This window comes from Pantoea sp. XY16 (genome assembly GCF_025153065.1).
GTDB lineage: Bacteria > Pseudomonadota > Gammaproteobacteria > Enterobacterales > Enterobacteriaceae > Pantoea > Pantoea alfalfae.
Map to the genome: position 1 here is coordinate 169,628 of NZ_JANZNP010000012.1, position 21,983 is coordinate 191,610.

Consider the following 21,983-nt stretch of genomic DNA (forward strand, 5'->3'; position numbering starts at 1 on the left):
CAGGTTCACAGATTGTAAACCCTGGCAGGCCCGTTGATGCGCTATTCTCTCCACTCTGGGTATTCGGGGATCGATCTTCTTAATGTCGTATTGGATGAAATCGTTTTGGCTGTTGCCGTCTCTGTGGGTTGCCTCTGTTCAGGCGGAACCGTTGCAAAAGTCATTCAACGACTGGCAAATTACCTGTAACAATGAAGCCTTTTGCGTGGCGCGGAATATTCCGGGGGACAAAGGGCTGGTGATGACGATTTCGCGGCATGCGGGCGTCAACGATCGCCCCTTGCTCCGAATAGACTATGGCAGCGCCTACAGTGGTGCGCTGCCGGGTGGCCCGCTACAGGATAACCTGCTGCTCGATCAGCGCCGGCTTAAACCCGACCTCAAACACTGGACGGTAGAGCCGCATCATCTCGCCACCAGCAATGCTATCGCCATTGATGAATTTTTTGATCTGGTGATGGAGGCCAAAAACCTGCAGCTCACTTTTGATCCCAATGCGCTGATCTCCCTGCGCGGCATGAAGGCCGCGCTGTTGCTGATGGATGACACTCAGGGACGGGTCAACAGTATGAGCGCGTGGATCAAACGTGGCGACAGGGCCAGCTGGGATGTCCCGCCACCGCCTGCACTGCCGCCGCTGCCGCCTGCGGTCAGGTCACCCGCTGCACTGACGCGCGATGAGACCAGCGGATTAATTGACTACGGCACCTGGCGGGTTAATACCGACGCCTGCTCACTCGATCCGCTGCGCCGTGAAGTCAGCGTGGCGCCACTTACCGACCAGCGCGCGCTGCTGCTGGTGAGTTGTGAAATGGGTGCATATAACGTGATCGATCTGGCGTTTGAAGTGACACGCAGTCCGCCCTATGTGGCGCGTGGGATCACCCTGACTCTGCCGTTCACCCCGCCAGGCGCCAGCGATCGTCAGCTTGAGCTGATTAACGCCGAATATGACGCGGCCAGCGGTCAGCTCTACACGTTTGGTAAGGGCCGTGGATTAGGCGACTGCGGCAGGGCGACACGCTGGCAATTTGATGGCACACATTTTGTGTTAGCGGAATATGCGGAAGAGTCGACCTGTGATGCCTGGCATAGCAGTGATGACTGGCCAACCCTGTGGGTCAGCCAGTCTGACGGTGGCGTACAGCAGCGTTAACGAATGACCTGCACCATCATCGGTGAGCCAAGCTGGTTGCCGACCAGTTCGGCCAGCATATTATTCACACCGTCGCTCATCGGCGTAAAGCGGGTCAGCGGCGAACGCGTCACCACCACAAAAACCCCCACGTTATGCTGCGGCACCATCGCCATATAGGTGATGAATCCGCCGCCGCCGCCGGTTTTCTGAATGATACCGGGACGACCACTTTTCGGTCCCATGTAGACCCAGCCCATGCCCAGCGCATCCGCTTTACCCGGCACATCCATGCCTTCGACTTTAGTGAGCTGGTCGCGGCGATAGATCAGCGTCTGCAGGCGATCGATCTGCGGCGTGCGATGGTTAACCGACGAGTTCAGGAACTGCTGCATCCAGCGGCCCATATCATCCGGTGTTGAGTAAACCCCGCCGCTGCCAATCGCGGCCAGCGTGTTATTACACGGACTGGCCCCTTTTTCGGCCACCATCAGGCGTCCGCACTGCTCAGGCGATGGCGTAAACGTGGTGTCCTTCATGCCGAGCGGACGGGTAATCAGCTGCTGAAACAACGCCGGATAGGGTGTTCCACTGGCACGTGACAGCGCATCGCCCAGCAGATCGTAGCCCAGGTTGGAATAGGCGGCACTGCTGCCTGGTGCGGCTTTGAGGTTCGCGCGCGCCAGCCATGCCCAGCGTTCGCTCTTCGTTGGCCAGACAAACACCGGACGCTGCGCTTTGCCGCCTGGCTGCTCGCGCGGCAGTCCACTGGTGTGGGTTGAGAGATTAATCAGGCGAATCGGCTGGCCATTGTAAGTGGGCACCCGTGCACCCGGGGGCGCATATTTACTCAGGGGATCGTCAAGGCGAATCTGTCCGCGCTCAGCCATTTTTACCATTACTTCACTGGTCATCAGCTTACTCAGCGAGGCGATGCGAATCAGCGAATCTTTCTGCGGACGGACATTGTTGCCGGGACGGGTTTCACCAAAGCTGGCGAACACTCGCTGATTGCCATCAATTGCCACCAGTGCCATGCCGGTTGCACCGCTGCCGTAAAAGATATGTTCCGCATAGCGATCAACAATCTGAGAGGCCAGCAGCGGATCGGGCGCGACCTGCGCCATGCTTTTTAATGGAAGCAGTGAAACCATCAGGGCCAGTAAATAGGGTGTGCGCATGTTCAACGGAAGTGGCTTCGCTATAAAATCGGAGGAAATCTGCCTTCACTCATCGGGATGCATCAGGTCCGAACCGCGTTATCCCGGCAGAACAACAGCAGGGAAAGACGGACAGCCAGCGCACAGGCAGCATTAAGTATGACGGCTCTATAGTAATGAGTTTGCGCAGGGCGGGAAGGGGGGGAATGGAGTTTTTTTTATGTATCAGGCTATATGTGGAAATGGCCCTTCCCGGTGAGCCGGGAAGGGCATAAGCATTAAACTGGCTTGAGTAATGCTTCAGCGTGGCTGACGATATTCTCAACCGTGAAGCCAAACTCCGGGAACAGCTGACTGGCCGGGGCGGATTCACCAAAGGTGGTCATACCGACAATCGCACCGTCCAGACCGACATACTTGAACCAGTAGTCCGCAATACCCGCTTCTACCGCCACACGCGCTTTCACGCCGCTCGGCAGTACGGATTCGCGGTAAGCAGCATCCTGCGCATCAAACAGGTCAGTTGAAGGCAGTGAAACCACCCGCACCTTGTGACCGCCTGACGTGAGCTTATCCGCTGCACCCAGGGTGATCTCAATCTCTGAACCGGTCGCGATAAGAATCACGTCTGGTGTACCGTCGCAATCCTTCAGCACGTAGCCGCCGCGTTTGATGTTTTCGATCTGCTCCGGGGTACGTTCCGGCTGCAGCAGATTCTGACGCGAAAGGATTAGCGCTGTCGGGCCGTGATGACGTTCGACGGCGGCTTTCCACGCTACAGCCGTTTCGACCTGATCGCACGGACGCCATACGCTCATGTTTGGCGTCAGACGCAGGCTGGCGATCTGCTCTACCGGCTGGTGCGTCGGGCCATCTTCACCCAGACCGATGGAGTCATGGGTGTAGACCAGAATCTGGCGTGCCTTCATCAGTGCAGCCATACGCGCGGCGTTACGCGCATATTCGACAAACATCAGGAAGGTTGCGGTGTAAGGCACGAAACCACCATGATGCGCGATACCGTTGCCAATTGCCGTCATACCAAATTCACGCACGCCGTAGTGAATGTAGTTACCCGCAGGATCCTCTTTGATCGATTTAGAGCCTGACCAGATGGTGAGGTTACTCGGCGCCAGGTCAGCGGAACCGCCAAGGAATTCCGGCAGCATTTTGCCGTAGGCTTCCAGTGAGTTCTGAGATGCTTTACGGCTGGCGATTTTCTGCGGATTAGCCTGCAGATCCTGGATGAAGCGGGTCGCTTCGGTTTCCCATGTGGCAGGCATTTCGCCATTCATACGGCGCTCATACTCTTTCGCCAGCTCGGGATGGGCCTCTTTATAAGCCGCAAACTTCGCATCCCAGGCTTTTTCGCGTTCAGCACCCGCTGCTTTGGCATCCCACTGCTGGTAGATTTCAGCCGGGATTTCAAATGCCGGATAGTTCCAGCCAAGCTGTTTACGGGTCAGCGCCACTTCGGCCTCGCCCAGCGCTGCGCCGTGCGATTCCTCTTTACCGGCTTTGTTCGGTGAACCGAAACCGATAATGGTGCGGCAGATAATCAGTGAAGGCTTATCGGTGACGCTCTGCGCTTCTTTGATCGCCTCGCGGATAGCATCAGCGTCATGGCCGTCGATGTCGCCGATCACATGCCAGTTATATGACTCAAAGCGTTTATGCGTATCGTCGGTAAACCAGCCTTCGGTTTCGCCATCAATCGAGATGCCGTTGTGGTCATAGAAGCCGATCAGTTTGCCCAGACCCAGGGTGCCCGCCAGAGAACAGACTTCGTGCGAGATCCCTTCCATCAGACAGCCATCGCCCATAAACACATAGGTATGGTGGTCAACGATTTCATGGTCCGGACGGTTAAACTGTGCAGCCAGCGTGCGCTCAGCAATCGCCAGGCCTACGGCATTAGCCAGACCCTGACCCAGTGGGCCGGTGGTGGTTTCAACGCCAGGCGTATAACCGATCTCCGGGTGGCCTGGGGTCTTAGAGTGCAGCTGACGGAAATTTTTCAGTTCTTCAATCGGCAGGTCATAACCGCTCAGGTGCAGCAGGCTATAAAGCAGCATGGAGCCGTGGCCGTTGGAGAGGATAAAGCGGTCACGATCAAGCCAGGCGGGATTGGTCGGATTATGCTGGAGGAAGTCGCGCCACAACACTTCGGCGATATCGGCCATACCCATCGGCGCACCGGGGTGGCCTGAATTTGCCTTCTGAACCGCATCCATGCTCAGTGCACGAATCGCGTTTGCCAACTCTCTGCGTGAGGACATAAAGTTCTCCCTTGTTATGCATCAGGGCGGGAACGTCCCGCCCGATTAAAATAAAGACTACAGGCGTGCGGCGAGCACATCTTCCAGCTTCTGCTGGTCAACCGCGAACTGGCGGATGCCGTCAGAGAGTTTTTCGACTGCCATTGGATCCTGGTTATGTTCCCAGCGGAACTCCGCCTCGGAGAGCGGTGACGGCTGATGGAAGCCTTCGGTAGAAGGTTCCAGTTTTCGTTCCAGCGGCGCATCGCTGTTCTGCAGCTCTTCCAGCAGGTTCGGCGACAGCGTCAGGCGATCGCAGCCGGCCAGCGCGATAATCTGCTCCACTTTACGGAAGCTGGCGCCCATGATGATGGTGCTGTAACGGTGCTTTTTGTAGTAGTCATAGATACGACGCACAGATTTTACGCCTGGATCTTCATCCGCCACGTAGGGTTCCAGTGGCTTGCGTGAGTTATACCAGTCGTAGATACGGCCAACGAACGGAGAGATCAGGAACACGCCCGCTTCGGCACAGGCACGCGCCTGCGCAAAGGAGAACAGCAGCGTCAGATTACAGTGGATGCCGTTTTTCTCCAGCTCTTCCGCTGCACGGATGCCTTCCCAGGTCGAGGCCAGCTTAATCAGTACGCGTGAGCGATCGATGCCATGCTCTTCATACATCCGAATCAGTTTTTCTGCTTTGGTGACACACATGCCACGATCGAAGGAGAGGCGCGCATCCACTTCGGTCGAAACACGGCCCGGTATGCTTTTCAGGATTTCCATACCGAGGTTGATCGCCACTTTGTCGCTTGCATTGATAATCTGCGTCTCTTTGCTGCCGCCCTGTTTTTTCGCGTACTCAATCGCGTCATCCATCAGGTGCTTATACCCTTCCAGACCGGACGCTTTCAGAATAAGTGAAGGGTTGGTGGTGGCGTCTTCCGGGTGGTAATTACGAATCGATTCGATATCACCACTGTCCGCCACCACGGTAGTGAACTGTTTTAGGGCTTCTAGCTGGTTCATCTCTAAACTCCTTGAAAAGAAAAATGAAAGCGAACAGGGTGCACCTCAGGCCTCGCAGCCGGTCTGTGGCATGTTCTGCTACCGGTAACGCGAACCCATAACATTGCAACAGAGACTTTCTGATGAAAATGCGGTTTCTCTGATTGTTGCGCTGCGAGGCGGTGAGAAGGAGCCGTCATGCGGTTTTTACCGTGGGGTGCGCCATATTCCATCCTTAAGCATAGCAGTCAGGACGAATGACGCAGGTAACACTGTAGCAATCTGTGCCCTGTGAAACGGAACGGGTCTGTCGGGAGAAAGGTAAGCGCAGCGCGGGTTGCGGGCCGCGCTGCAGCGGGAGAAGCGATCAGACCGGGAGGTTCAGCCAGTTTTTTACCGGCAGGAAATCGCGATAGAGCGCAGCTTCTGGAGAGTCGGCATCGGGCTGATAATCATATTCCCAGCGCACCAGCGGTGGCATCGACATCAGAATCGATTCCGTACGGCCGCCGGTCTGCAAACCAAACAGCGTGCCACGGTCCCACACCAGATTGAACTCCACATAGCGACCACGGCGGTAGAGCTGGAACTGGCGCTCACGATCGCCCCACGGGTGATCTTTACGGCGCGCCACAATGGGCCGATAGGCATCCATAAAGCCGCGGCCTACTGCCTGCATAAAGCTGAAGCTCTGCTCAAAGTCGGGCGTGTTGAGATCGTCAAAAAAGAGGCCGCCAATGCCGCGCTGCTCATCACGATGCTTCAGATAGAAGTAATCATCACACCACTTTTTATAGCGCGGATAGACATCCTCGCCAAAGGGCTGACAGAGATTAGCGGCTGTCTGATGCCAGTGCAGCGCATCTTCTTCAAAGCCATAAAACGGCGTCAGGTCAAAGCCGCCGCCAAACCACCAGACCGGATCGGCCCCCGGTTTCTCTGCGATAAAAAAGCGCACGTTGGCGTGGCTGGTCGGCACATAGGGATTATTCGGGTGGATCACCAGCGACACGCCCATCGCTTCAAAGCTGCGACCGGCCAGCTCGGGCCGGTGCGCGGTCGCTGATGCCGGCATCTGATCGCCATGCACATGCGAAAAGTTGACGCCTGCCTGCTCAAACACCGCGCCGTTGCGCAGGACGCGGCTCTGACCACCGCCGCCGCCAGGGCGCTGCCAGCTATCTTCAGCAAACTGTGCGCCGCCATCTTCAGCCGCCAGCTGGTTACAAATCTCATCCTGCAATGCGAGCAGGAACGCTTTTACGCGGGAAATATCAGCCATCTTTTCGCTTATCGTTTATCAAAGTCTGACGCGATTATACGCAAAAGCGCGCCGCTTGTATGGGCGCGGCGCGTTGCACGACGCAAACCGGCCAGATGAATCAGGCATTGCGGCGGTCAAACTCATCGAAGTAGTTGACGATGCCGCTGGCAATAGCCGAAGCAATTTTCTGGCGAAATGCGATGGTGCCGAGCAACTGCTCTTCACGTGGATTGGTAATAAAAGAGGTTTCGACCAGCACTGAGGGAATCGACGGTGACTTGAGCACCGCGAAGGCCGCCTGCTCGGTGTGCTGGCTGTGCAGATGGTGCACCGGGCGGATCTGATCCAGCACGTGCTTGCCCAGTGTCAGGCTGTTCTTGATGGTGTCGGTCTGTACCAGGTCGAACAGAATCTGCTGCAGATAGTGATCCTGCTGCTGAGCTTTTACGCCGCCCAGTTTGTCCGCATCGTTCTCCCGCTGTGAGAGATAACGTGCCATCGAGCTGCTGGCACCACGGTTAGAGAGCGCAAATACCGAGGCGCCACTGGCATCGGGGCTGGTAAAACCGTCGGCATGAATCGACATAAAAAGATCGGCACCGTGCTGGTGGGCGATTTCCACCCGCTGATAAAGCGGAATAAAGTGATCACTGTCGCGCGTCAGTCGCACTTCAATGCGCGGATGGCTCTGCAGCTGGCGCTGCACGTTACCGGCAATCTCCAGCACGATGTGTTTCTCTTCAGAACCCTCTTCGCCAACGGCACCCGAGTCGATGCCACCGTGGCCGGGATCGATCATTACAATACGTTTACCGTTTTTCGCGGGCGGGGCAGGGCGTGCATGACGATTTGCCCCGGTAAGGCCCGACTGCTCTTTAGCCTGAATCGCACGCGGCGATAAAATGGCCAGAGCCAGCCCGGAAAGAAGTAACTGACGACGATGAATCAAACGTTTAAGCAGCTGCATGTACGGGTCCGGTAACAGGAATCTTGCCGGTGTTATAGCCTAAGGCTCTGTTGCCTGCGATCACAGAACCATTTCAGGGCATTACTTTGTATTGCAGGTCGCGAACAGAAAATTCGCGCTTTTTTATTTTCCGCCGGTCATCGAGGGTTGCGTGCAGCAGAGAATGCGTGATAATCAGCAAATTGTGCTTATCTGCAGGTAAATAAGATGGAAATCCGCGCCTTCCGCCAGGAAGATTTTGAAGAAGTGATCACCTTATGGGAACGTTGCGATTTGTTACGGCCATGGAACGATCCGGAGCTGGATATCGAACGCAAAATGAATCACGACCCCGATCTCTTTCTGGTCGCTGAAGTGGGCGGCGTGGTCGTTGGCACACTGATGGGCGGTTACGATGGTCATCGCGGCGCGGCTTACTATCTGGCCGTGCATCCCGACTATCAGGGACGCGGCTTTGCGAATGCGCTGATGAACCGTCTGGAGAAGAAGCTTATCGCACGCGGCTGTCCGAAACTGCATCTGATGATCCGTGAAGAAAATGATCAGGTGGTGGCGTTCTATGAGAAGCTCGATTATGAGCCGGTCGATGCGCTGCTGTTTGGTAAACGTCTGATCGAAGACCGTGAATACTAAGCCGTCACCGGGCTATCTGCCGGACGAGTATGACGCCAGAGGGCAGCTGCGGCTGCCGTTTCTTTTTTGGCTGATCCTGTTACTCCAGGCGCGGACCTGGCTGCTGCTGGTGATGGCCGGGGCGTCACGGCAGCAGGGCAACGACCTGCTGGCACTCTTCTATCCGGATCGTCAGACGTTCTGGATCGGTCTTGCGCTGGGTTTACCGGCACTGGCGGGCCTGCTGCTGACCGGATATCGCACCCGCCTGCCGCGACTCTGGCAGCACTGGCGCAGCGTGCTGGCGCTGTCGCTGCTGGTGAATCTGCTCTGGCAGGGCTGGCAGTTTGTGCAGGGCGATCTGCTCACCTCACCGCTGCCATTGCTGCTGACGTTGTTTGACCTGCTGGCGCTGATCTGGCTGCAATCCAGCCGCCGCTGTCGCGACTGCTTTCTGCCCGAACATCATCTTCACTAAACTTTTTGTCGCTTTGCGACTCCAATCAGTTCCGCCTTTCCGGCATCGCATTTACAGGAGTTCTCATGAAAGCTGTTCGTTCCACGCTACTGATCGCCGCCGTTGTACTAAGCGGCTGTGCCAGTTCGGGTTCCGGCGCTGACAGCAGCCAGCAGGCAAGCTGGTGGAATCCGCTGACTTATCACTGGTCTTCGGCGCTGCCGTGGAACTGGTTCGGTTCCTCGCTGACCGCGACTGAACAGGGGGTGGGCGGGGTAACTGCCTCGACCGCCATGAAAGAGGACGCGATTAATGCCGGACTGAACGGTGACTATAGCCTGCGTCAGGGCATGCGCAGTCAGAACGGTCAGGTGGTCTCTTTCTGGCAGGCGCTGGATGATGGCAACGTTAAGCTGGTGATTTACGGGCAGTCGCAGGTCGAACGTATTGAGGTGATGGACAGTGCGATTGCCAGCAGTGACGGCAGTAAAGTGGGAGACGCCTTCAGTAATAAGTTCAGCAAAGCCTTCGACAACTGCACCTTAGCCAGCGGCACCGATGCGCGTGACGTGGCGTGCCGTGCGCCAGGCAGTCAGCATCTGACCTATATCTATCAGGGTGACTGGCACGGTCCGGAGGGCTTAATGCCGTCAGACGATACCCTGAAAAACTGGAAAATCAGCAAGATTGTCTGGCAGCGTTAATCCTTTTCTTCAGCGTGCTGCCCCTCAGGCAGCCGCTGACGCCTCTTAAAACTCCTGCCCGCACGGGCTGCCCGCGGTTCCGCTCCTCTATCGGCTTTTGCTGATTTCTGCATAAACTCTGCCGTCGTCTTATGCTTTTTTCGACTTTGAAATCATCAAACGATATATAAAACCGTTACTGGTTTTCACTGAGTTATAAATAAACTGATGCCTCAGCGGGTGAGATCCGCATCAAACTTTTTCAGGGTGCCAAATGACATTACAAGCGATGAGAAAAATCGTGAGCGGTATCGCGTTGTCGCTGAGCCTGGCCGGCGCAGCCAATGCCACTGAACTTCTTAATAGCTCATACGATGTGTCGCGGGAGCTGTTTGTTGCCCTGAATGCTCCGTTTGTTAAACAGTGGGATGCCAGTCACCCCGCGGATCCACTGACCATTAAGATGTCGCACGCCGGTTCATCGAAGCAGGCGCTGGCTATCCTGCAGGGCCTGCGCGCAGATGTGGTCACGTACAACCAGGTAACAGATGTGCAGGTGCTGCACGATAAAGGCAATCTCATTGCGGCAGACTGGAAAGGCCGCCTGCCGAACAACAGCTCGCCTTTCTATTCCACCATGGCGTTTCTGGTGCGCAAAGGGAACCCAAAGCAGATTCACGACTGGTCAGATTTGACCCGCAGCGATGTGAAGCTGATTTTCCCGAACCCGAAAACCTCGGGTAATGGCCGCTATACCTACCTGGCCGCCTGGGGCGCAACAGACAAAGCGGACGGCGGCGATCAGGCTAAAACCCGTGCCTTTATGACGCAGTTCCTGAAAAACGTGGAAGTATTTGATACCGGCGGTCGCGGCGCGACCACCACCTTTGCTGAGCGCGGCCTGGGCGACGTACTGATTAGCTTTGAGTCCGAAGTGAATAACATCCGCAACCAGTATGGTAAAGATGAATACGAAGTGGTGGTGCCGAAAACCAACATTCTGGCGGAGTTTCCGGTGGCATGGGTGGATAAGAACGTCGCGACAAATAAAACCGCTGATGCGGCCAGCGCCTACCTGAACTATCTCTACACGCCAGAAGCGCAGAATATTATTACTCACTACTATTATCGTGTGAATAACCCACAGCTGATGGCGGAGCAGAAAGATCGCTTCCCGCAGACCAGCCTGTTCCGGGTCGAAGATGCCTTTGGCGGCTGGGATAAGGTGATGCAGACGCATTTCGTCAGCGGCGGTGAGCTGGATAAATTGTTATCGGCGGGGCGTGGATAATGTTTGCTGCCAGCCAGAAACGCGTGTTGCCCGGCTTTGGTCTCAGCCTCGGCACCAGCCTGCTCTTTACCTGTCTGATCCTGCTGCTGCCGATCAGCGCGGTGATTATGCAGCTGTCGCAGATGACGCTGCAACAGTACTGGGATGTCGTGACCAACCCTCAGCTGGTGGCCGCCTATAAAGTGACGCTTCTCTCTGCCGGTGTCGCCTCCCTGTTTAACGCGGTGTTCGGCATGCTGATGGCATGGATCCTGACCCGCTATCGTTTTCCAGGCCGGACACTGCTGGATGGCCTGATGGATCTGCCGTTTGCATTGCCTACGGCGGTGGCGGGCCTGACCCTGGCCGGACTCTTTTCGGTTAACGGCTGGTACGGACAGTGGTTCGCTCAGTTCGACATCAAAATTTCTTACACCTGGATTGGTATCGCCATTGCCATGGCCTTTACCAGCATTCCGTTTGTGGTGCGTACCGTGCAGCCGGTGCTGGAAGAGTTAGGTCCGGAGTATGAAGAAGCCGCCGAAACGCTGGGTGCCACGCCGTGGCAGAGCTTCCGCCGCGTCGTGCTGCCGGAAGTGGCACCGGCGCTGCTGGCCGGTACGGCGCTCTCCTTTACCCGCAGCCTGGGTGAGTTTGGTGCGGTGATCTTTATTGCCGGTAACATCGCCTGGAAAACGGAAGTCACCTCGCTGATGATTTTTGTCCGGCTGCAGGAGTTCGACTATCCGGCAGCCAGCGCTATCGCCTCGGTGATCCTGGCGGCATCGCTGATTCTGCTATTCGCGATTAATACATTGCAGAGCCGCTTTGGCCGTCGTCTGGGAGGTCACTAATGGCTGAGGTTTCACAAATTAATCATGCTGCGCGTCAGCCTGTAAACTGGGGCAAGTGGCTGCTGATTAGTATCGGCACGCTGATCTCGATTCTGCTGCTGGTGGTGCCGATGGCCTCCATCTTCTGGGAAGCGCTGAATCAGGGGCTCATTGTCGCTCTCAGCAATCTGGCGGATCCGGACATGCTGCACGCCATCTGGCTGACCGTGATGGTGGCGCTGATCACCGTACCGGTTAACCTTGTGTTCGGCACGCTGCTCGCCTGGCTGGTGACGCGCTTTACCTTTCCGGGCCGGCAGTTGCTGCTGACCCTGTTTGATATTCCTTTTGCCGTGTCGCCCGTCGTAGCCGGTCTGATGTATCTGCTGTTCTGGGGCGTGAATGGCCCGGCAGGCGGCTGGCTGGATGCGCATAACATCCAGATTATGTTTGCCTGGCCTGGTATGGTGCTGGCGACGGTGTTTGTGACCTGTCCGTTTGTGGTGCGCGAACTGGTCCCGGTGATGCTGAGTCAGGGCAGTCATGAAGATGAAGCGGCGGTGCTGTTAGGCGCGTCAGGCTGGCAGATGTTCCGTCGTGTGACGCTGCCGAACATTCGCTGGGCGCTGCTGTATGGCATCGTCCTGACCAACGCCCGTGCGATTGGTGAATTTGGTGCGGTTTCGGTGGTATCGGGATCGATTCGCGGTGAAACCTACACATTACCGCTTCAGGTTGAATTGTTGCATCAGGACTACAACACCGTTGGCGCGTTCACCGCGGCCGCCCTGTTAACCCTGATGGCAATTGTGACGCTGTTTCTGAAAAGCATTGTGCAGTGGCGTTTAGAGCAACAGCACAAACGCCTGCAACAGGAGGGAAATCATGAGCATTGAGATTAACAAGATCAACAAGTCCTTTGGTCGCACCTCGGTGCTGAACGATATCTCTCTGGATATTGCCTCAGGTGAAATGGTGGCGCTGCTTGGCCCATCAGGCTCGGGTAAAACCACGCTGCTGCGCATTATTGCCGGGCTGGAGCATCAGAACAGCGGTCAGATCCGTTTTCATGGCAACGACGTCAGCCGCCTGCATGCGCGCGATCGTCAGGTTGGTTTCGTCTTCCAGCACTATGCGCTGTTCCGTCACATGACGGTGTTCGACAACATCGCCTTTGGCCTGACCGTGCTGCCGCGTCGCGAACGTCCTTCAGCGGCGGAGATCAAGCAGCGTGTAACCCGTCTGCTGGAGATGGTGCAGCTGGCCCATCTGGCAAACCGCTTTCCTGCACAGCTGTCGGGCGGTCAGAAGCAGCGTGTGGCGCTGGCGCGTGCATTAGCGGTTGAACCGCAGATTCTGCTGCTGGATGAACCTTTTGGCGCGCTGGATGCTCAGGTGCGTAAAGAGCTGCGCCGCTGGCTGCGTCAACTGCATGAAGAGATTAAATTCACCAGCGTGTTCGTGACCCACGATCAGGAAGAGGCGATGGAGGTCGCGGATCGCGTCGTGGTGATGAGTCAGGGAAATATTGAACAGGTTGGCACGCCAGATGATGTATGGCGCGATCCGGCGACCCGCTTTGTGCTGGAGTTCCTGGGTGAAGTGAATCGCTTTGATGGCGAAATTCAGGGATCGCAGTTCCACGTCGGCGCGCATCACTGGCCGCTGGGTTATACCTCAGCTCATCAGGGCGCGGTTGAGCTATTCCTGCGTCCGTGGGAAATCGATGTATCACGTCGCAGCAGCCTGGAAACGCCGCTGCCGGTGCAGGTGCTTGAAGTCAGCCCGCGTGGTCACTTCTGGCAGCTGGTGGTTCAGCCTGTCGGCTGGCAGAGCGAGCCGGTTTCGGTGGTGTTTGAAGGTGAGCAGACAGCCCCGATTCGCGGCGAGCGCCTGTTCGTCGGGTTGCAGCAGGCGCGCCTCTATAAAGGCGATACGCCGCTGCGTGCAGTTGCCTTTGCACAGAGCGCCTGATATTTTCTCATCCACAGCGGGCGGGAGTGTGACTCCCGCCTTTTTTTCGCCTCTCGTTTGTAAGATGCCAGGAACCGCACCGTGACGACTCTTGAAAACACCATCGGCAATACCCCGCTGATTAAGCTGCAGCGCCTGACGCCAGCTAACGGCAGTGAGGTCTGGCTCAAGCTGGAAGGCAATAATCCGGCGGGCTCGGTAAAAGATCGCGCGGCCTGGTCGATGATTAATCAGGCGGAGCTGCGCGGTGAACTTTCACCCGGCGATCAGCTGATTGAAGCAACCAGTGGGAATACCGGCATTGCGCTGGCGATGATCGCGGCGATGAAAGGCTACCGACTTCGCCTGCTGATGCCGGACAACATGAGTCAGGAGCGACAGGATGCGATGCGTGCTTATGGCGCAGAGCTGATTCTGGTGCCGCGACAGCAGGGCATGGAGGGTGCACGCGATCTGGCACTGGCGATGGCGGCGCGTGGTGAAGGCCGGGTGCTGGATCAGTTTAATAATCCCGATAACCCGCTGGGTCACTATCAGACTACCGGGCCGGAGTTGTGGCAGCAGTCGAACCAGCGCATGACCCATTTTATCTCCAGCATGGGTACCACCGGCACGATCACCGGCGTGGGACGTTACCTGAAAGAGCACAACACGGGCGTGCAGGTGATCGGTTTACAGCCGAGTGAAGGCAGCAGTATTCCGGGCATTCGTCGCTGGCCGCTGGCCTATCTTCCGGGGATCTACCGACCCGACTTAGTGGATGATGTGATGGATATGACGCAGAAAGAAGCGGAAGAGACCATGCGGGCGCTGGCGCGCCGTGAAGGCATTTTCTGCGGTGTCAGCTCAGGCGGTGCGGTGGCGGGTGCACTGCGTATTGCGCAGGCGAACCCGGGCAGCGTCGTGGTAGCGATCGCCTGCGATCGCGGCGATCGTTATCTCTCGACCGGACTCTATCATCAGTAACCTCTGCTGATGCGGAAATCAAGCCTGTGCGCGCGTTTGCTGCCCACAGGCTTTTTTTTAGTCAGGATTTCCCGTGCCGGATAGACTGAATCTGTAAGGATCGCGTAAATCAGGCTGCGCGAATGCCCGGCACAGGACAAAATAGCGCCAATTCCAGTGAGAGATAACCATGAAAATTTTGCTTGTTGATGATGATGTCGAATTGGGCACGATGCTAAGCCAGTACCTGATCGCTGAAGGGTTCGATGCCCAGCTGGTGCTGACCGGCAGCGCCGGAATTCAGGGCGCGCTCTCTGGCGATTTCACTGCCATGATTCTGGATATTATGCTGCCCGACATGAGTGGCATCGATGTGTTGCGTCAGGTGCGCCAGAACAGCCGGATACCGGTGATCATGCTGACTGCCAAAGGCGATAATATTGATCGCGTGATCGGCCTTGAGATGGGGGCGGATGACTATATGCCTAAACCCTGTTATCCCCGTGAACTGGTCGCCCGCCTGCGCGCGGTATTGCGCCGTTTCGAGGAGCAGGTACCGCAGCCGGATGCCAAAGAGCCGCTGCGCTGGGGAGGCCTGACGCTTAATCCTGCCACCCGCATGAGTGAATGGCAGGGTAAAACATTTGATCTGACAGCATCAGAATTTAATCTGCTGGATTTGCTGCTGCGCGCGCCGGACAGGGTTGTGTCAAAAGATGAGCTCTCTGAAAAGGGGCTGGGCCGTCCGCGTGAAGCCTATGACCGCAGCGTTGATGTGCACATCAGCAACATCCGTCAGAAACTCAGCGCACTGACCGCTGACAGCATCAATATCGAAACTGTTCGCAGCATCGGTTACCGTATTCGATGAAACAGAGTTACCGCGGACGCATGTTCTGGAAGATCTTTATCGGCTTCTGGCTTGTTTTTATCATCATGAGCCAGCTTATCTGGCTCGGTTTTTCGCTCTCCGGTAAACGGCATGAACCGCCTGAAATTATGGCTATCCGTCGCATTGTGGATCTGCAGATGACCTCTGCTGCATCGGTACTGGAGCGGGGCGGGCCTGATGAGCTGAATGCGATGCTGTCGGACTGGGATGAAACTGATCGTCAGTTCTTTCACGTCACGCAGCAGACTAAACCGCTACAATCACAGGACAGCGGCAACCTGGATTTCAGGGGCCGTCTTCCTGAAGAGGTGGTGCGCCGGGTACACGGCGCGGATGGAAAAGAATATCAGCTGCGCTACGACCTGGATGGCATGCGCATGAACAGCAAACAGAACATGATGCCGCGGAAATTTCTGAATATCCCCGAGCCGATGTTTGTCTTCGCCGGGTCGGTGGGGTTGCTGTTCAGTCTGCTGCTGGCCTGGAATCTGACGCGGCCCATGCGTCAGTTGAGGGAGGGATTTTCCCGCGTCGCCGAGGGTGATTTAAGCGTGCGTCTGTTCCCGATTATGCGAAAGCGGCACGACGAGATTTCAAATGTCGCTGAAGCGTTTGATGCCATGGTTGAGCGGCTTGATACCCTGGTGCGCGCCCGTGAAGAGCTGCTGCACGATATCTCACATGAGCTTCGTTCACCACTGGCGCGGCTGCAACTGGCGACCGGACTCGCCAGACAGACGCCAGAAAGCGTAAACAGTTCGCTTGATCGCATTGATGAAGAGGCGCGGCGGCTGGACAAAATGATCGGTGAACTGCTGACGCTGTCGCGAGCTGAACATGAAAGCATCCCGGATGAGCAATATTTTGACCTGACCGGTTTGCTGGAGGCGGTCATCACCGATGTCCGCTATGAAGCACAGATCCCTGGTGTACAGGTGGAGTTAAAGGTTGACGAGCGGGGCGACTACACCGTGCGGGGCAATGCGGAGCTGATACGGCGCGGGATCGAGAACGTCTTACGCAACGCGCTGCGCTTCTCTTTGCCAGGGCAGCGGATTGAGGTCGGCTTACGCGCTGAACAGCAGTGGCTGGCGATTCAGGTACGCGATCAGGGGCCAGGTGTCGATGAGGAGAAACTCTCCAGCATTTTTGACCCGTTTGTGCGGGTAAATTCGCCGCTGATGGGTAAAGGTTATGGTCTGGGACTGGCTATTGTGCGTAAAGTGGTGCTGGCGCATCATGGTGAAGTTGAGGCGCGGAACCGGCCAGAGGGCGGACTTGAACTGACGCTGCGTCTGCCGCACTGGCAGCCCTGAAAACCTGTACCGCAGAAACGATAACGGCACCCGCAGGTGCCGTTATGTTATATACGAATGCTTACTTTTTGATGCGAATCACCGGCGTTTCGCCGACGGTGACCTGACCAGACAGCTTAATCAATTCCTTGATTTCATCCATGTTGGAGATGACAACCGGTGTCAGGGTTGATTTTGCTTTCTCTTCCAGCAACGGCAGATCGAACTCAATAACCACGTCGCCTTTTTTGACCTTCTGGCCTTCTTCAGCGATGCGTTTGAAGCCTTCACCTTTCAGTTCAACCGTATCGATACCAAAATGGACGAACAGCTCAATGCCGTTGTCTGATTCGATCGAAAAAGCGTGATTGGTTTCAAAAATCTTGCCGATAGTGCCATCAACAGGCGCAACCATTTTGTTGCCGCTGGGTTTGATCGCAATACCGTCGCCCACGATTTTTTCTGCAAACACCACATCTGGTACGTCTTCAATGTTCACGATTTCGCCCGACAGAGGCGCTACGATGTCGATTGTCCCAGCGCTATCCGTTTTTTCGCCAAAAAGTTTAGAAAACAAACCCATGATCTTCTCCTAAGCAGTAATTTGGGGCCAGCATCATGCAGGTTAGCAGAGCGTTTTTTCCTTAATGAACTTGTTAACCAGGTTCATTAAGTCTTCCGCTGTCGGTTGAGCCAGTGCCTGCTCTGCCAATGCCTTCGCATCTTCAAAATTAGTATTACGAATGATTTTTTTGATGCCAGGGATAGAAATGGCACTCATGCTGAACTCGTCCAGCCCCATTCCCAGTAACAGTAGTGTAGCACGTTCATCACCTGCCAGCTCACCACACATGCCGGTCCATTTACCTTCAGCGTGAGATGCATCAATGACTTGCTTGATTAAGTTAAGCACAGACGGCGTCATTGGGTTGTACAGGTGCGAGATCAAATCATTACCACGATCGACCGCCAGAGTATACTGCGTCAGATCGTTTGTCCCAATACTGAAGAAGTCGACTTCTTTCGCCAGATGATGGGCAATGACGGCTGAAGCCGGGGTCTCTACCATGATGCCGACTTCAATGCTTTCATCAAAGGCTTTACCTTCATCACGCAACTGCGCTTTCAGCAGTTCCAGTTCCGCTTTCAGGCTGCGTACTTCTTCAACCGAAATGATCATCGGGAACATGATGCGCAGTTTACCGAAGGAGGAGGCGCGCAGGATGGCACGCAGCTGTGCATGCAGAATCTCTTTGCGGTCCATCGCGATACGGATAGCACGCCAGCCGAGGAACGGGTTCTCTTCTTTTGGCAGGTTCATGTAAGGCAGATCTTTGTCACCGCCGATATCCATGGTGCGCACGATAACCGCCTGTGAGCCCATCGCTTCAGCAACGGCTTTATACGCCTGGAACTGCTCTTCTTCACTTGGGAGAGAGTCGCGATCCATGAACAGGAATTCGGTGCGGTAGAGACCTACGCCTTCCGCGCCGTTACGCTCCGCACCGGCGATATCGCGCACAGTACCGATGTTGGCACAGACTTCAACCTGATGGCCATCCAGCGTCACGGCTGGCAGATCTTTCAGCTTGGCTAATTCATGTTTTTCGGACAGATACTGATTCTGTACGGCTTTCAGTTCTTCCTGAATCGCTTCGGAAGGATTGACGTGAATCGCATTGTTAACGCCATCCAGGATCAGGAAATCGCCGTTTTTAACCGTGACGGTTACATTGCCGGTGCCGACAATGGCCGGGATTTCCAGCGAGCGCGCCATGATTGAGGTATGTGAGGTACGGCCGCCCAGATCAGTGATAAAGCCCAGCACCTTTTTCAGGTTCAGCTGTGCGGTTTCTGACGGCGTTAAATCTTTGGCCACCAGAATAGATTCGTCCGGAATAGCGCTCAGGTCGACGATGTGCAGACCGAGGATGTTTTGCAGCAGACGCTTACCGATGTCACGCACGTCAGCCGCACGCTCTTTCAGATATTCGTCATCTAATTCTTCCAGTGCTTTCGCCTGGCCATCAATGACCGAGTAAGCAGCAGCATCAGCGGTCGCGTGATCTTTTTTGATCAGGTCGATGATTTCCTGCTCCAGCTCTTCATCTTCCAGCAACATGATGTGGCCTTCGAAGATGGCTGCTTTCTCTTCACCGAGGGTTTCACCCGCTTTGACGCGAATCGCTTCCAGTTGTAATGCCGCTTTGCTGCGGCCATCGAGGAAGCGCTGAACTTCCTGCTCAACCTGATCATCAGAAATTTTCTTGCGGTTGATGACGATCTCGTCTTCTTTCAGCAGCAGTGCTTTGCCGAAAGCGATACCTGGTGATGCTAAAATGCCTGAAATCATAACGCTACCTTTTAATCACGATGGCTGATGGGACTCTTTGCGGTGCCATTGTCGCGGGACACGTACTCTACGAAAGCAATAACGCGGACAGGTTGTCCGCGATCAAGATGTTTGCACTCAATGGCGCAGAGGAGTCGATTGGCTGGCGAGCTGAGCGGAGATTACTCCAGTTCAGCCATCAGTTTGACCAGATGCTCAACTGCTTTCTGTTCGTCTTCACCTTCCGCGGAAAGAGTCACAACCGTTCCCTGGGTTAAACCCAGCGTCTGCAGTTTGAACAGGCTTTTCGCGCTCGCTGATTTGCCGTTAGAGGTCACGGTGATTTCTGACTGGAAAGCTTTGGCTTCTTTAACGAATTGCGCAGCTGGGCGAGTATGCAGACCGTTTGGTGCAGTAATGGTAACTTCTTGCTGGAACATTCTATTTCCCCAACGTTATCAGGATGAGTGTTATGGATCTAAAGTCTAGCCTGGAGCCTTCACTTTAGCCTGTGTAGGTGCGCGGGTATAGCTTCATGCTGACCAAAGACGCGCATGCGTCAAATCTACAATCCGTTGCGTCTCAAAACCGATTCTACACGTCACCGGTTAATTATGCCGTGTTTCGCCGTTTCACTGAATCCGTAAATCGATTCAGCTTGATCCACTTCAAGCGCGGATTAATTTCAGGCATCGAAATAATTGGCAGTCTGAATACCAGATCGGCATCACTGAAATCAATCTGCCGGGTGATGAAAGTGAGATCTGCACCACAAAAAAGCACCCGGATGGGTGCTTTTTTCGACATTTTCAGACTATCGGCTCCGGCTACTGCAGCTCTTTTTCAGTGAAGAGATCGGCGAACAGCGCGGTACTCAGATAGCGTTCGCCAGAGGAGGGCAGAATCACCACGATGTTTTTGTTGGCGAAGGTTTCGTCTTCCTGCAGCTTCAGCGCGGCGGCGACAGCAGCACCGGATGAGATACCGGCCAGGATACCTTCTTCTTCCATCAGCCTGCGCGCCGTGCTGATCGCTTCTTCATTGGTAATGGCCACCACGCGGTCAACCAGGTTCAGTTCCAGATTACCCGGAATAAAGCCGGCACCAATACCCTGAATTTTATGCGGGCCGGGTTTGATCTCTTCACCCGCCAGCGCCTGCGCAATCACTGGCGAATCGGTCGGCTCAACCGCGACAGTAATCAGATCTTTTTTGCCTTTGGTGTTTTTGATGTAGCGACTCACGCCGGTCAGCGTTCCGCCTGTGCCGACACCCGCAATAAAGACATCCACTTCGCCATCGGTATCTTCCCAGATTTCCGGGCCGGTGGTCTTTTCATGGATTTCCGGGTTAGCCGGGTTGCTGAACTGCTGTAGCAGCACATATTTGTCCGGGTCGCTGGCGACAATCTCTTCCGCTTTGCCGATGGCACCTTTCATGCCTTTAGCACCTTCGGTCAGAACCAGCTTCGCGCCCAGCGCTTTCAGCAGTTTACGACGTTCCACCGACATGGTTTCGGGCATGGTCAGCGTGAGTTTATAACCGCGCGCAGCGGCAACGTAGGCCAGGGCGATACCGGTGTTACCGCTGGTCGGTTCAACCAGCTCAATGCCGGGTTTCAGAATACCGCGTTTCTCTGCGTCCCAAATCATATTGGCACCGATACGACATTTGATGCTGAAGCTCGGGTTACGGGATTCAACTTTCGCAAGAATGCGGCCGTTACCGATGCGGTTCAGTCGAACCAGCGGCGTATGACCAATTGTCAAAGAGTTGTCTTCATAGATCTTACTCATAGCCTGCCCTTAACTGTATGAATTATTGGGAACCCTATGAGCATACCTGTTCTGCCAGGGGGCGGAAGGAAAGAAATCGTATATCTATATGTCCCCCGGCAATAAGCCCTGCAAAAAAGAGCATAAGGCGCGCTGATAAGTTTAACGCACCTCACTGCGCGCCAGCTGCGGTCGGTAGCGATCGACCCACATGGCGGTGGCACCGCAAACGGCAACCGGCATAATCACGAGGTTCAGAATCGGAATCATCGTGAACAGGCTGGTGAGTGCGCCAAACTGCATATTGGCTGTTTTGTGCCGACGCAGGGCGTTTCGCATCTGCTGAAACGGCACTTTGTGGTTGTCAAACGGATAGTCGCAATACTGGATGGATAACATCCAGGCACTGAACAGGAACCACAGCACCGGGGCAACCGTCTGACCAAAGCCAGGAATAAAGTAGAGCAGCAACAGTCCCAGCGCGCGGGGCAGGTAATAGCCCAGTTTTTGCATCTCGCGCTTCATGATGCGCGGCACATCTTTAAGCATTCCTGCCCAGCCGCTGTCGGGCAGAGGCTTACCGGTCAGGCGTCCTTCGAGCTGCTCGGCCAGCAGACCGCAGAAAGGGGCGGCAATCAGGTTTGCCAGCGTCGAGAAGAAGTAGCTGAACACCAACACAATCGCAATCACCGACAGCGGCCACAACAGATAGCTCAGCCACTGCAGCCAATCCGGAATATGGGCCATCAGGCGCGGGATCCAGTCACCGAGACGATAAAACAGCCAGACGAATGCGCCACCGAGCATGATCATGTTAATCAGCAGTGGCATCACTACAAAGCGGCGAATGCCAGGCAGACGGACCAGTTTCCAGCCCTGGCTAAAGTAGTGCATGCCGTTAAAATCTGAGACCGAATTCTCAAGGGCCATAAAGCCATTTCTCCTGAAAGTGTTGAGGCGCGCCCACTATAACCTGGCTTTTTTTCCAGTCCAGGTGCCGTTTGGGTAAAAAAACAGCGAAAAAGCGTGGGTTGCCTATCTTATTTGTCAGAAAATAGTGCACAGACTTGCACTTGTGTAGCAGGGCAAATACAGTTAGAGGATAAAGTTTGCCGCGGTGGCA

Annotated in this window: 21 protein-coding genes; 11 read left to right on the top strand and 10 right to left on the bottom strand. The window is 55.4% G+C overall.

Features of this window, described 5'->3' with window-relative positions; all coding sequences use genetic code 11:
* Positions 1 to 82: 82 nt before the first annotated feature.
* Positions 83 to 1,156: a DUF1176 domain-containing protein gene (locus N1689_RS17400; RefSeq protein WP_161736424.1), complete on the top strand. Its 1,074-nt coding sequence runs from the start codon at positions 83 to 85 to the stop codon at positions 1,154 to 1,156.
* On the opposite strand, the gene ampH is transcribed toward N1689_RS17400, so the two are convergent.
* The 5 genes from ampH to amiA all read right to left on the bottom strand — a co-directional run bounded on the left by ampH (position 1,153) and on the right by amiA (position 7,792).
* Positions 1,153 to 2,316, bottom strand: coding sequence for a D-alanyl-D-alanine-carboxypeptidase/endopeptidase AmpH (gene ampH / locus N1689_RS17405; RefSeq protein ID WP_202605073.1), 1,164 nt, complete (start codon positions 2,314 to 2,316; stop codon positions 1,153 to 1,155). The two genes, N1689_RS17400 and ampH, sit on opposite strands and share 4 nt — an antisense overlap.
* A 257-nt stretch (positions 2,317 to 2,573) precedes the next feature.
* Complete coding sequence (gene tkt, locus N1689_RS17410; RefSeq protein ID WP_253419594.1) at positions 2,574 to 4,574, bottom strand: transketolase; 2,001 nt, start codon at positions 4,572 to 4,574, stop codon at positions 2,574 to 2,576.
* Positions 4,575 to 4,631: 57 nt separating this feature from the next.
* Positions 4,632 to 5,582, bottom strand: coding sequence for a transaldolase (gene tal / locus N1689_RS17415; RefSeq protein ID WP_013358671.1), 951 nt, complete (start codon positions 5,580 to 5,582; stop codon positions 4,632 to 4,634).
* A gap of 346 nt (positions 5,583 to 5,928) precedes the next feature.
* A complete protein-coding gene (gene hemF / locus N1689_RS17420; protein WP_260059570.1) occupies positions 5,929 to 6,843 on the bottom strand; it encodes an oxygen-dependent coproporphyrinogen oxidase in 915 nt (304 codons plus the stop codon).
* Positions 6,844 to 6,943: 100 nt separating this feature from the next.
* Positions 6,944 to 7,792 (bottom strand): N-acetylmuramoyl-L-alanine amidase AmiA, encoded by an 849-nt coding sequence (gene amiA / locus N1689_RS17425; protein WP_161735140.1) that lies wholly within the window; start codon positions 7,790 to 7,792, stop codon positions 6,944 to 6,946.
* A 207-nt stretch (positions 7,793 to 7,999) separates the two neighbouring features.
* Between amiA and N1689_RS17430 the strand changes: the two genes are divergently transcribed.
* The 10 genes from N1689_RS17430 (at position 8,000) to N1689_RS17475 (ending at position 16,774) form a co-directional block, all read left to right on the top strand.
* A complete protein-coding gene (locus N1689_RS17430; RefSeq protein WP_003848834.1) occupies positions 8,000 to 8,425 on the top strand; it encodes a GNAT family acetyltransferase in 426 nt (141 codons plus the stop codon).
* Positions 8,415 to 8,882, top strand: a complete 468-nt coding sequence (locus tag N1689_RS17435; RefSeq protein ID WP_161735137.1) for a DUF2919 family protein — start codon at positions 8,415 to 8,417, stop codon at positions 8,880 to 8,882. The genes N1689_RS17430 and N1689_RS17435 overlap by 11 nt, the downstream gene beginning before the upstream one ends.
* 65 nt (positions 8,883 to 8,947) lie before the next feature.
* Positions 8,948 to 9,565, top strand: coding sequence for an RpoE-regulated lipoprotein (locus tag N1689_RS17440; protein ID WP_260059571.1), 618 nt, complete (start codon positions 8,948 to 8,950; stop codon positions 9,563 to 9,565).
* A gap of 253 nt (positions 9,566 to 9,818) precedes the next feature.
* Positions 9,819 to 10,835, top strand: coding sequence for a sulfate ABC transporter substrate-binding protein (locus tag N1689_RS17445; protein WP_161735132.1), 1,017 nt, complete (start codon positions 9,819 to 9,821; stop codon positions 10,833 to 10,835).
* A complete protein-coding gene (gene cysT / locus N1689_RS17450) occupies positions 10,835 to 11,668 on the top strand; it encodes a sulfate/thiosulfate ABC transporter permease CysT (RefSeq protein ID WP_161735129.1) in 834 nt (277 codons plus the stop codon). Before N1689_RS17445 ends, cysT begins: the two co-directional genes overlap by 1 nt.
* Positions 11,668 to 12,543 (top strand): sulfate/thiosulfate ABC transporter permease CysW, encoded by an 876-nt coding sequence (gene cysW / locus N1689_RS17455; RefSeq protein WP_161735126.1) that lies wholly within the window; start codon positions 11,668 to 11,670, stop codon positions 12,541 to 12,543. The genes cysT and cysW overlap by 1 nt, the downstream gene beginning before the upstream one ends.
* Entirely contained in the window at positions 12,533 to 13,621 is a 1,089-nt protein-coding gene (gene cysA, locus N1689_RS17460; RefSeq protein WP_161735123.1) for a sulfate/thiosulfate ABC transporter ATP-binding protein CysA, read from the top strand. Before cysW ends, cysA begins: the two co-directional genes overlap by 11 nt.
* Positions 13,622 to 13,702: 81 nt before the next feature.
* A complete protein-coding gene (gene cysM / locus N1689_RS17465) occupies positions 13,703 to 14,587 on the top strand; it encodes a cysteine synthase CysM (RefSeq protein ID WP_260059573.1) in 885 nt (294 codons plus the stop codon).
* Positions 14,588 to 14,756: 169 nt separating this feature from the next.
* Positions 14,757 to 15,437: a response regulator transcription factor gene (locus N1689_RS17470; RefSeq protein ID WP_161735117.1), complete on the top strand. Its 681-nt coding sequence runs from the start codon at positions 14,757 to 14,759 to the stop codon at positions 15,435 to 15,437.
* Positions 15,434 to 16,774, top strand: coding sequence for an ATP-binding protein (locus tag N1689_RS17475; RefSeq protein ID WP_260059574.1), 1,341 nt, complete (start codon positions 15,434 to 15,436; stop codon positions 16,772 to 16,774). The genes N1689_RS17470 and N1689_RS17475 overlap by 4 nt, the downstream gene beginning before the upstream one ends.
* 61 nt (positions 16,775 to 16,835) lie before the next feature.
* On the opposite strand, the gene crr is transcribed toward N1689_RS17475, so the two are convergent.
* From crr to cysZ, 5 genes are all read right to left on the bottom strand, one after another.
* Complete coding sequence (gene crr, locus N1689_RS17480; protein ID WP_069728735.1) at positions 16,836 to 17,336, bottom strand: PTS glucose transporter subunit IIA; 501 nt, start codon at positions 17,334 to 17,336, stop codon at positions 16,836 to 16,838.
* A gap of 42 nt (positions 17,337 to 17,378) precedes the next feature.
* The gene (gene ptsI / locus N1689_RS17485; protein ID WP_161735111.1) at positions 17,379 to 19,106 is read right to left on the bottom strand and encodes a phosphoenolpyruvate-protein phosphotransferase PtsI; all 1,728 of its coding nucleotides are present in this window, start codon (positions 19,104 to 19,106) and stop codon (positions 17,379 to 17,381) included.
* Positions 19,107 to 19,267: 161 nt separating this feature from the next.
* A complete protein-coding gene (ptsH, locus tag N1689_RS17490) occupies positions 19,268 to 19,525 on the bottom strand; it encodes a phosphocarrier protein Hpr (protein ID WP_003848868.1) in 258 nt (85 codons plus the stop codon).
* Between the two features lie 387 nt (positions 19,526 to 19,912).
* A complete protein-coding gene (gene cysK, locus N1689_RS17495; protein ID WP_033733457.1) occupies positions 19,913 to 20,881 on the bottom strand; it encodes a cysteine synthase A in 969 nt (322 codons plus the stop codon).
* A gap of 141 nt (positions 20,882 to 21,022) precedes the next feature.
* Entirely contained in the window at positions 21,023 to 21,790 is a 768-nt protein-coding gene (gene cysZ, locus N1689_RS17500; protein WP_161735108.1) for a sulfate transporter CysZ, read from the bottom strand.
* Between the last annotated feature and the right edge of the window lie 193 nt (positions 21,791 to 21,983).

Excerpts from the sequence above, each read along its gene's own strand:
- N1689_RS17470 (WP_161735117.1), top strand. The coding sequence starts at position 14,757 with ATGAAAATTTTGCTTGTTGATGATGATGTCGAATTGGGCACGATGCTA.
- ptsH (WP_003848868.1), bottom strand. The coding sequence starts at position 19,525 with ATGTTCCAGCAAGAAGTTACCATTACTGCACCAAACGGTCTGCATACT.
- crr (WP_069728735.1), bottom strand. The coding sequence starts at position 17,336 with ATGGGTTTGTTTTCTAAACTTTTTGGCGAAAAAACGGATAGCGCTGGG.
- N1689_RS17430 (WP_003848834.1), top strand. The coding sequence starts at position 8,000 with ATGGAAATCCGCGCCTTCCGCCAGGAAGATTTTGAAGAAGTGATCACC.
- cysT (WP_161735129.1), top strand. The coding sequence starts at position 10,835 with ATGTTTGCTGCCAGCCAGAAACGCGTGTTGCCCGGCTTTGGTCTCAGC.
- N1689_RS17400 (WP_161736424.1), top strand. The coding sequence starts at position 83 with ATGTCGTATTGGATGAAATCGTTTTGGCTGTTGCCGTCTCTGTGGGTT.
- cysK (WP_033733457.1), bottom strand. The coding sequence starts at position 20,881 with ATGAGTAAGATCTATGAAGACAACTCTTTGACAATTGGTCATACGCCG.
- amiA (WP_161735140.1), bottom strand. The coding sequence starts at position 7,792 with ATGCAGCTGCTTAAACGTTTGATTCATCGTCGTCAGTTACTTCTTTCC.
- tal (WP_013358671.1), bottom strand. The coding sequence starts at position 5,582 with ATGAACCAGCTAGAAGCCCTAAAACAGTTCACTACCGTGGTGGCGGAC.
- ampH (WP_202605073.1), bottom strand. The coding sequence starts at position 2,316 with ATGCGCACACCCTATTTACTGGCCCTGATGGTTTCACTGCTTCCATTA.
- tkt (WP_253419594.1), bottom strand. The coding sequence starts at position 4,574 with ATGTCCTCACGCAGAGAGTTGGCAAACGCGATTCGTGCACTGAGCATG.
- cysW (WP_161735126.1), top strand. The coding sequence starts at position 11,668 with ATGGCTGAGGTTTCACAAATTAATCATGCTGCGCGTCAGCCTGTAAAC.
- N1689_RS17445 (WP_161735132.1), top strand. The coding sequence starts at position 9,819 with ATGACATTACAAGCGATGAGAAAAATCGTGAGCGGTATCGCGTTGTCG.
- N1689_RS17475 (WP_260059574.1), top strand. The coding sequence starts at position 15,434 with ATGAAACAGAGTTACCGCGGACGCATGTTCTGGAAGATCTTTATCGGC.
- hemF (WP_260059570.1), bottom strand. The coding sequence starts at position 6,843 with ATGGCTGATATTTCCCGCGTAAAAGCGTTCCTGCTCGCATTGCAGGAT.
- cysZ (WP_161735108.1), bottom strand. The coding sequence starts at position 21,790 with ATGGCCCTTGAGAATTCGGTCTCAGATTTTAACGGCATGCACTACTTT.
- N1689_RS17440 (WP_260059571.1), top strand. The coding sequence starts at position 8,948 with ATGAAAGCTGTTCGTTCCACGCTACTGATCGCCGCCGTTGTACTAAGC.
- cysA (WP_161735123.1), top strand. The coding sequence starts at position 12,533 with ATGAGCATTGAGATTAACAAGATCAACAAGTCCTTTGGTCGCACCTCG.
- ptsI (WP_161735111.1), bottom strand. The coding sequence starts at position 19,106 with ATGATTTCAGGCATTTTAGCATCACCAGGTATCGCTTTCGGCAAAGCA.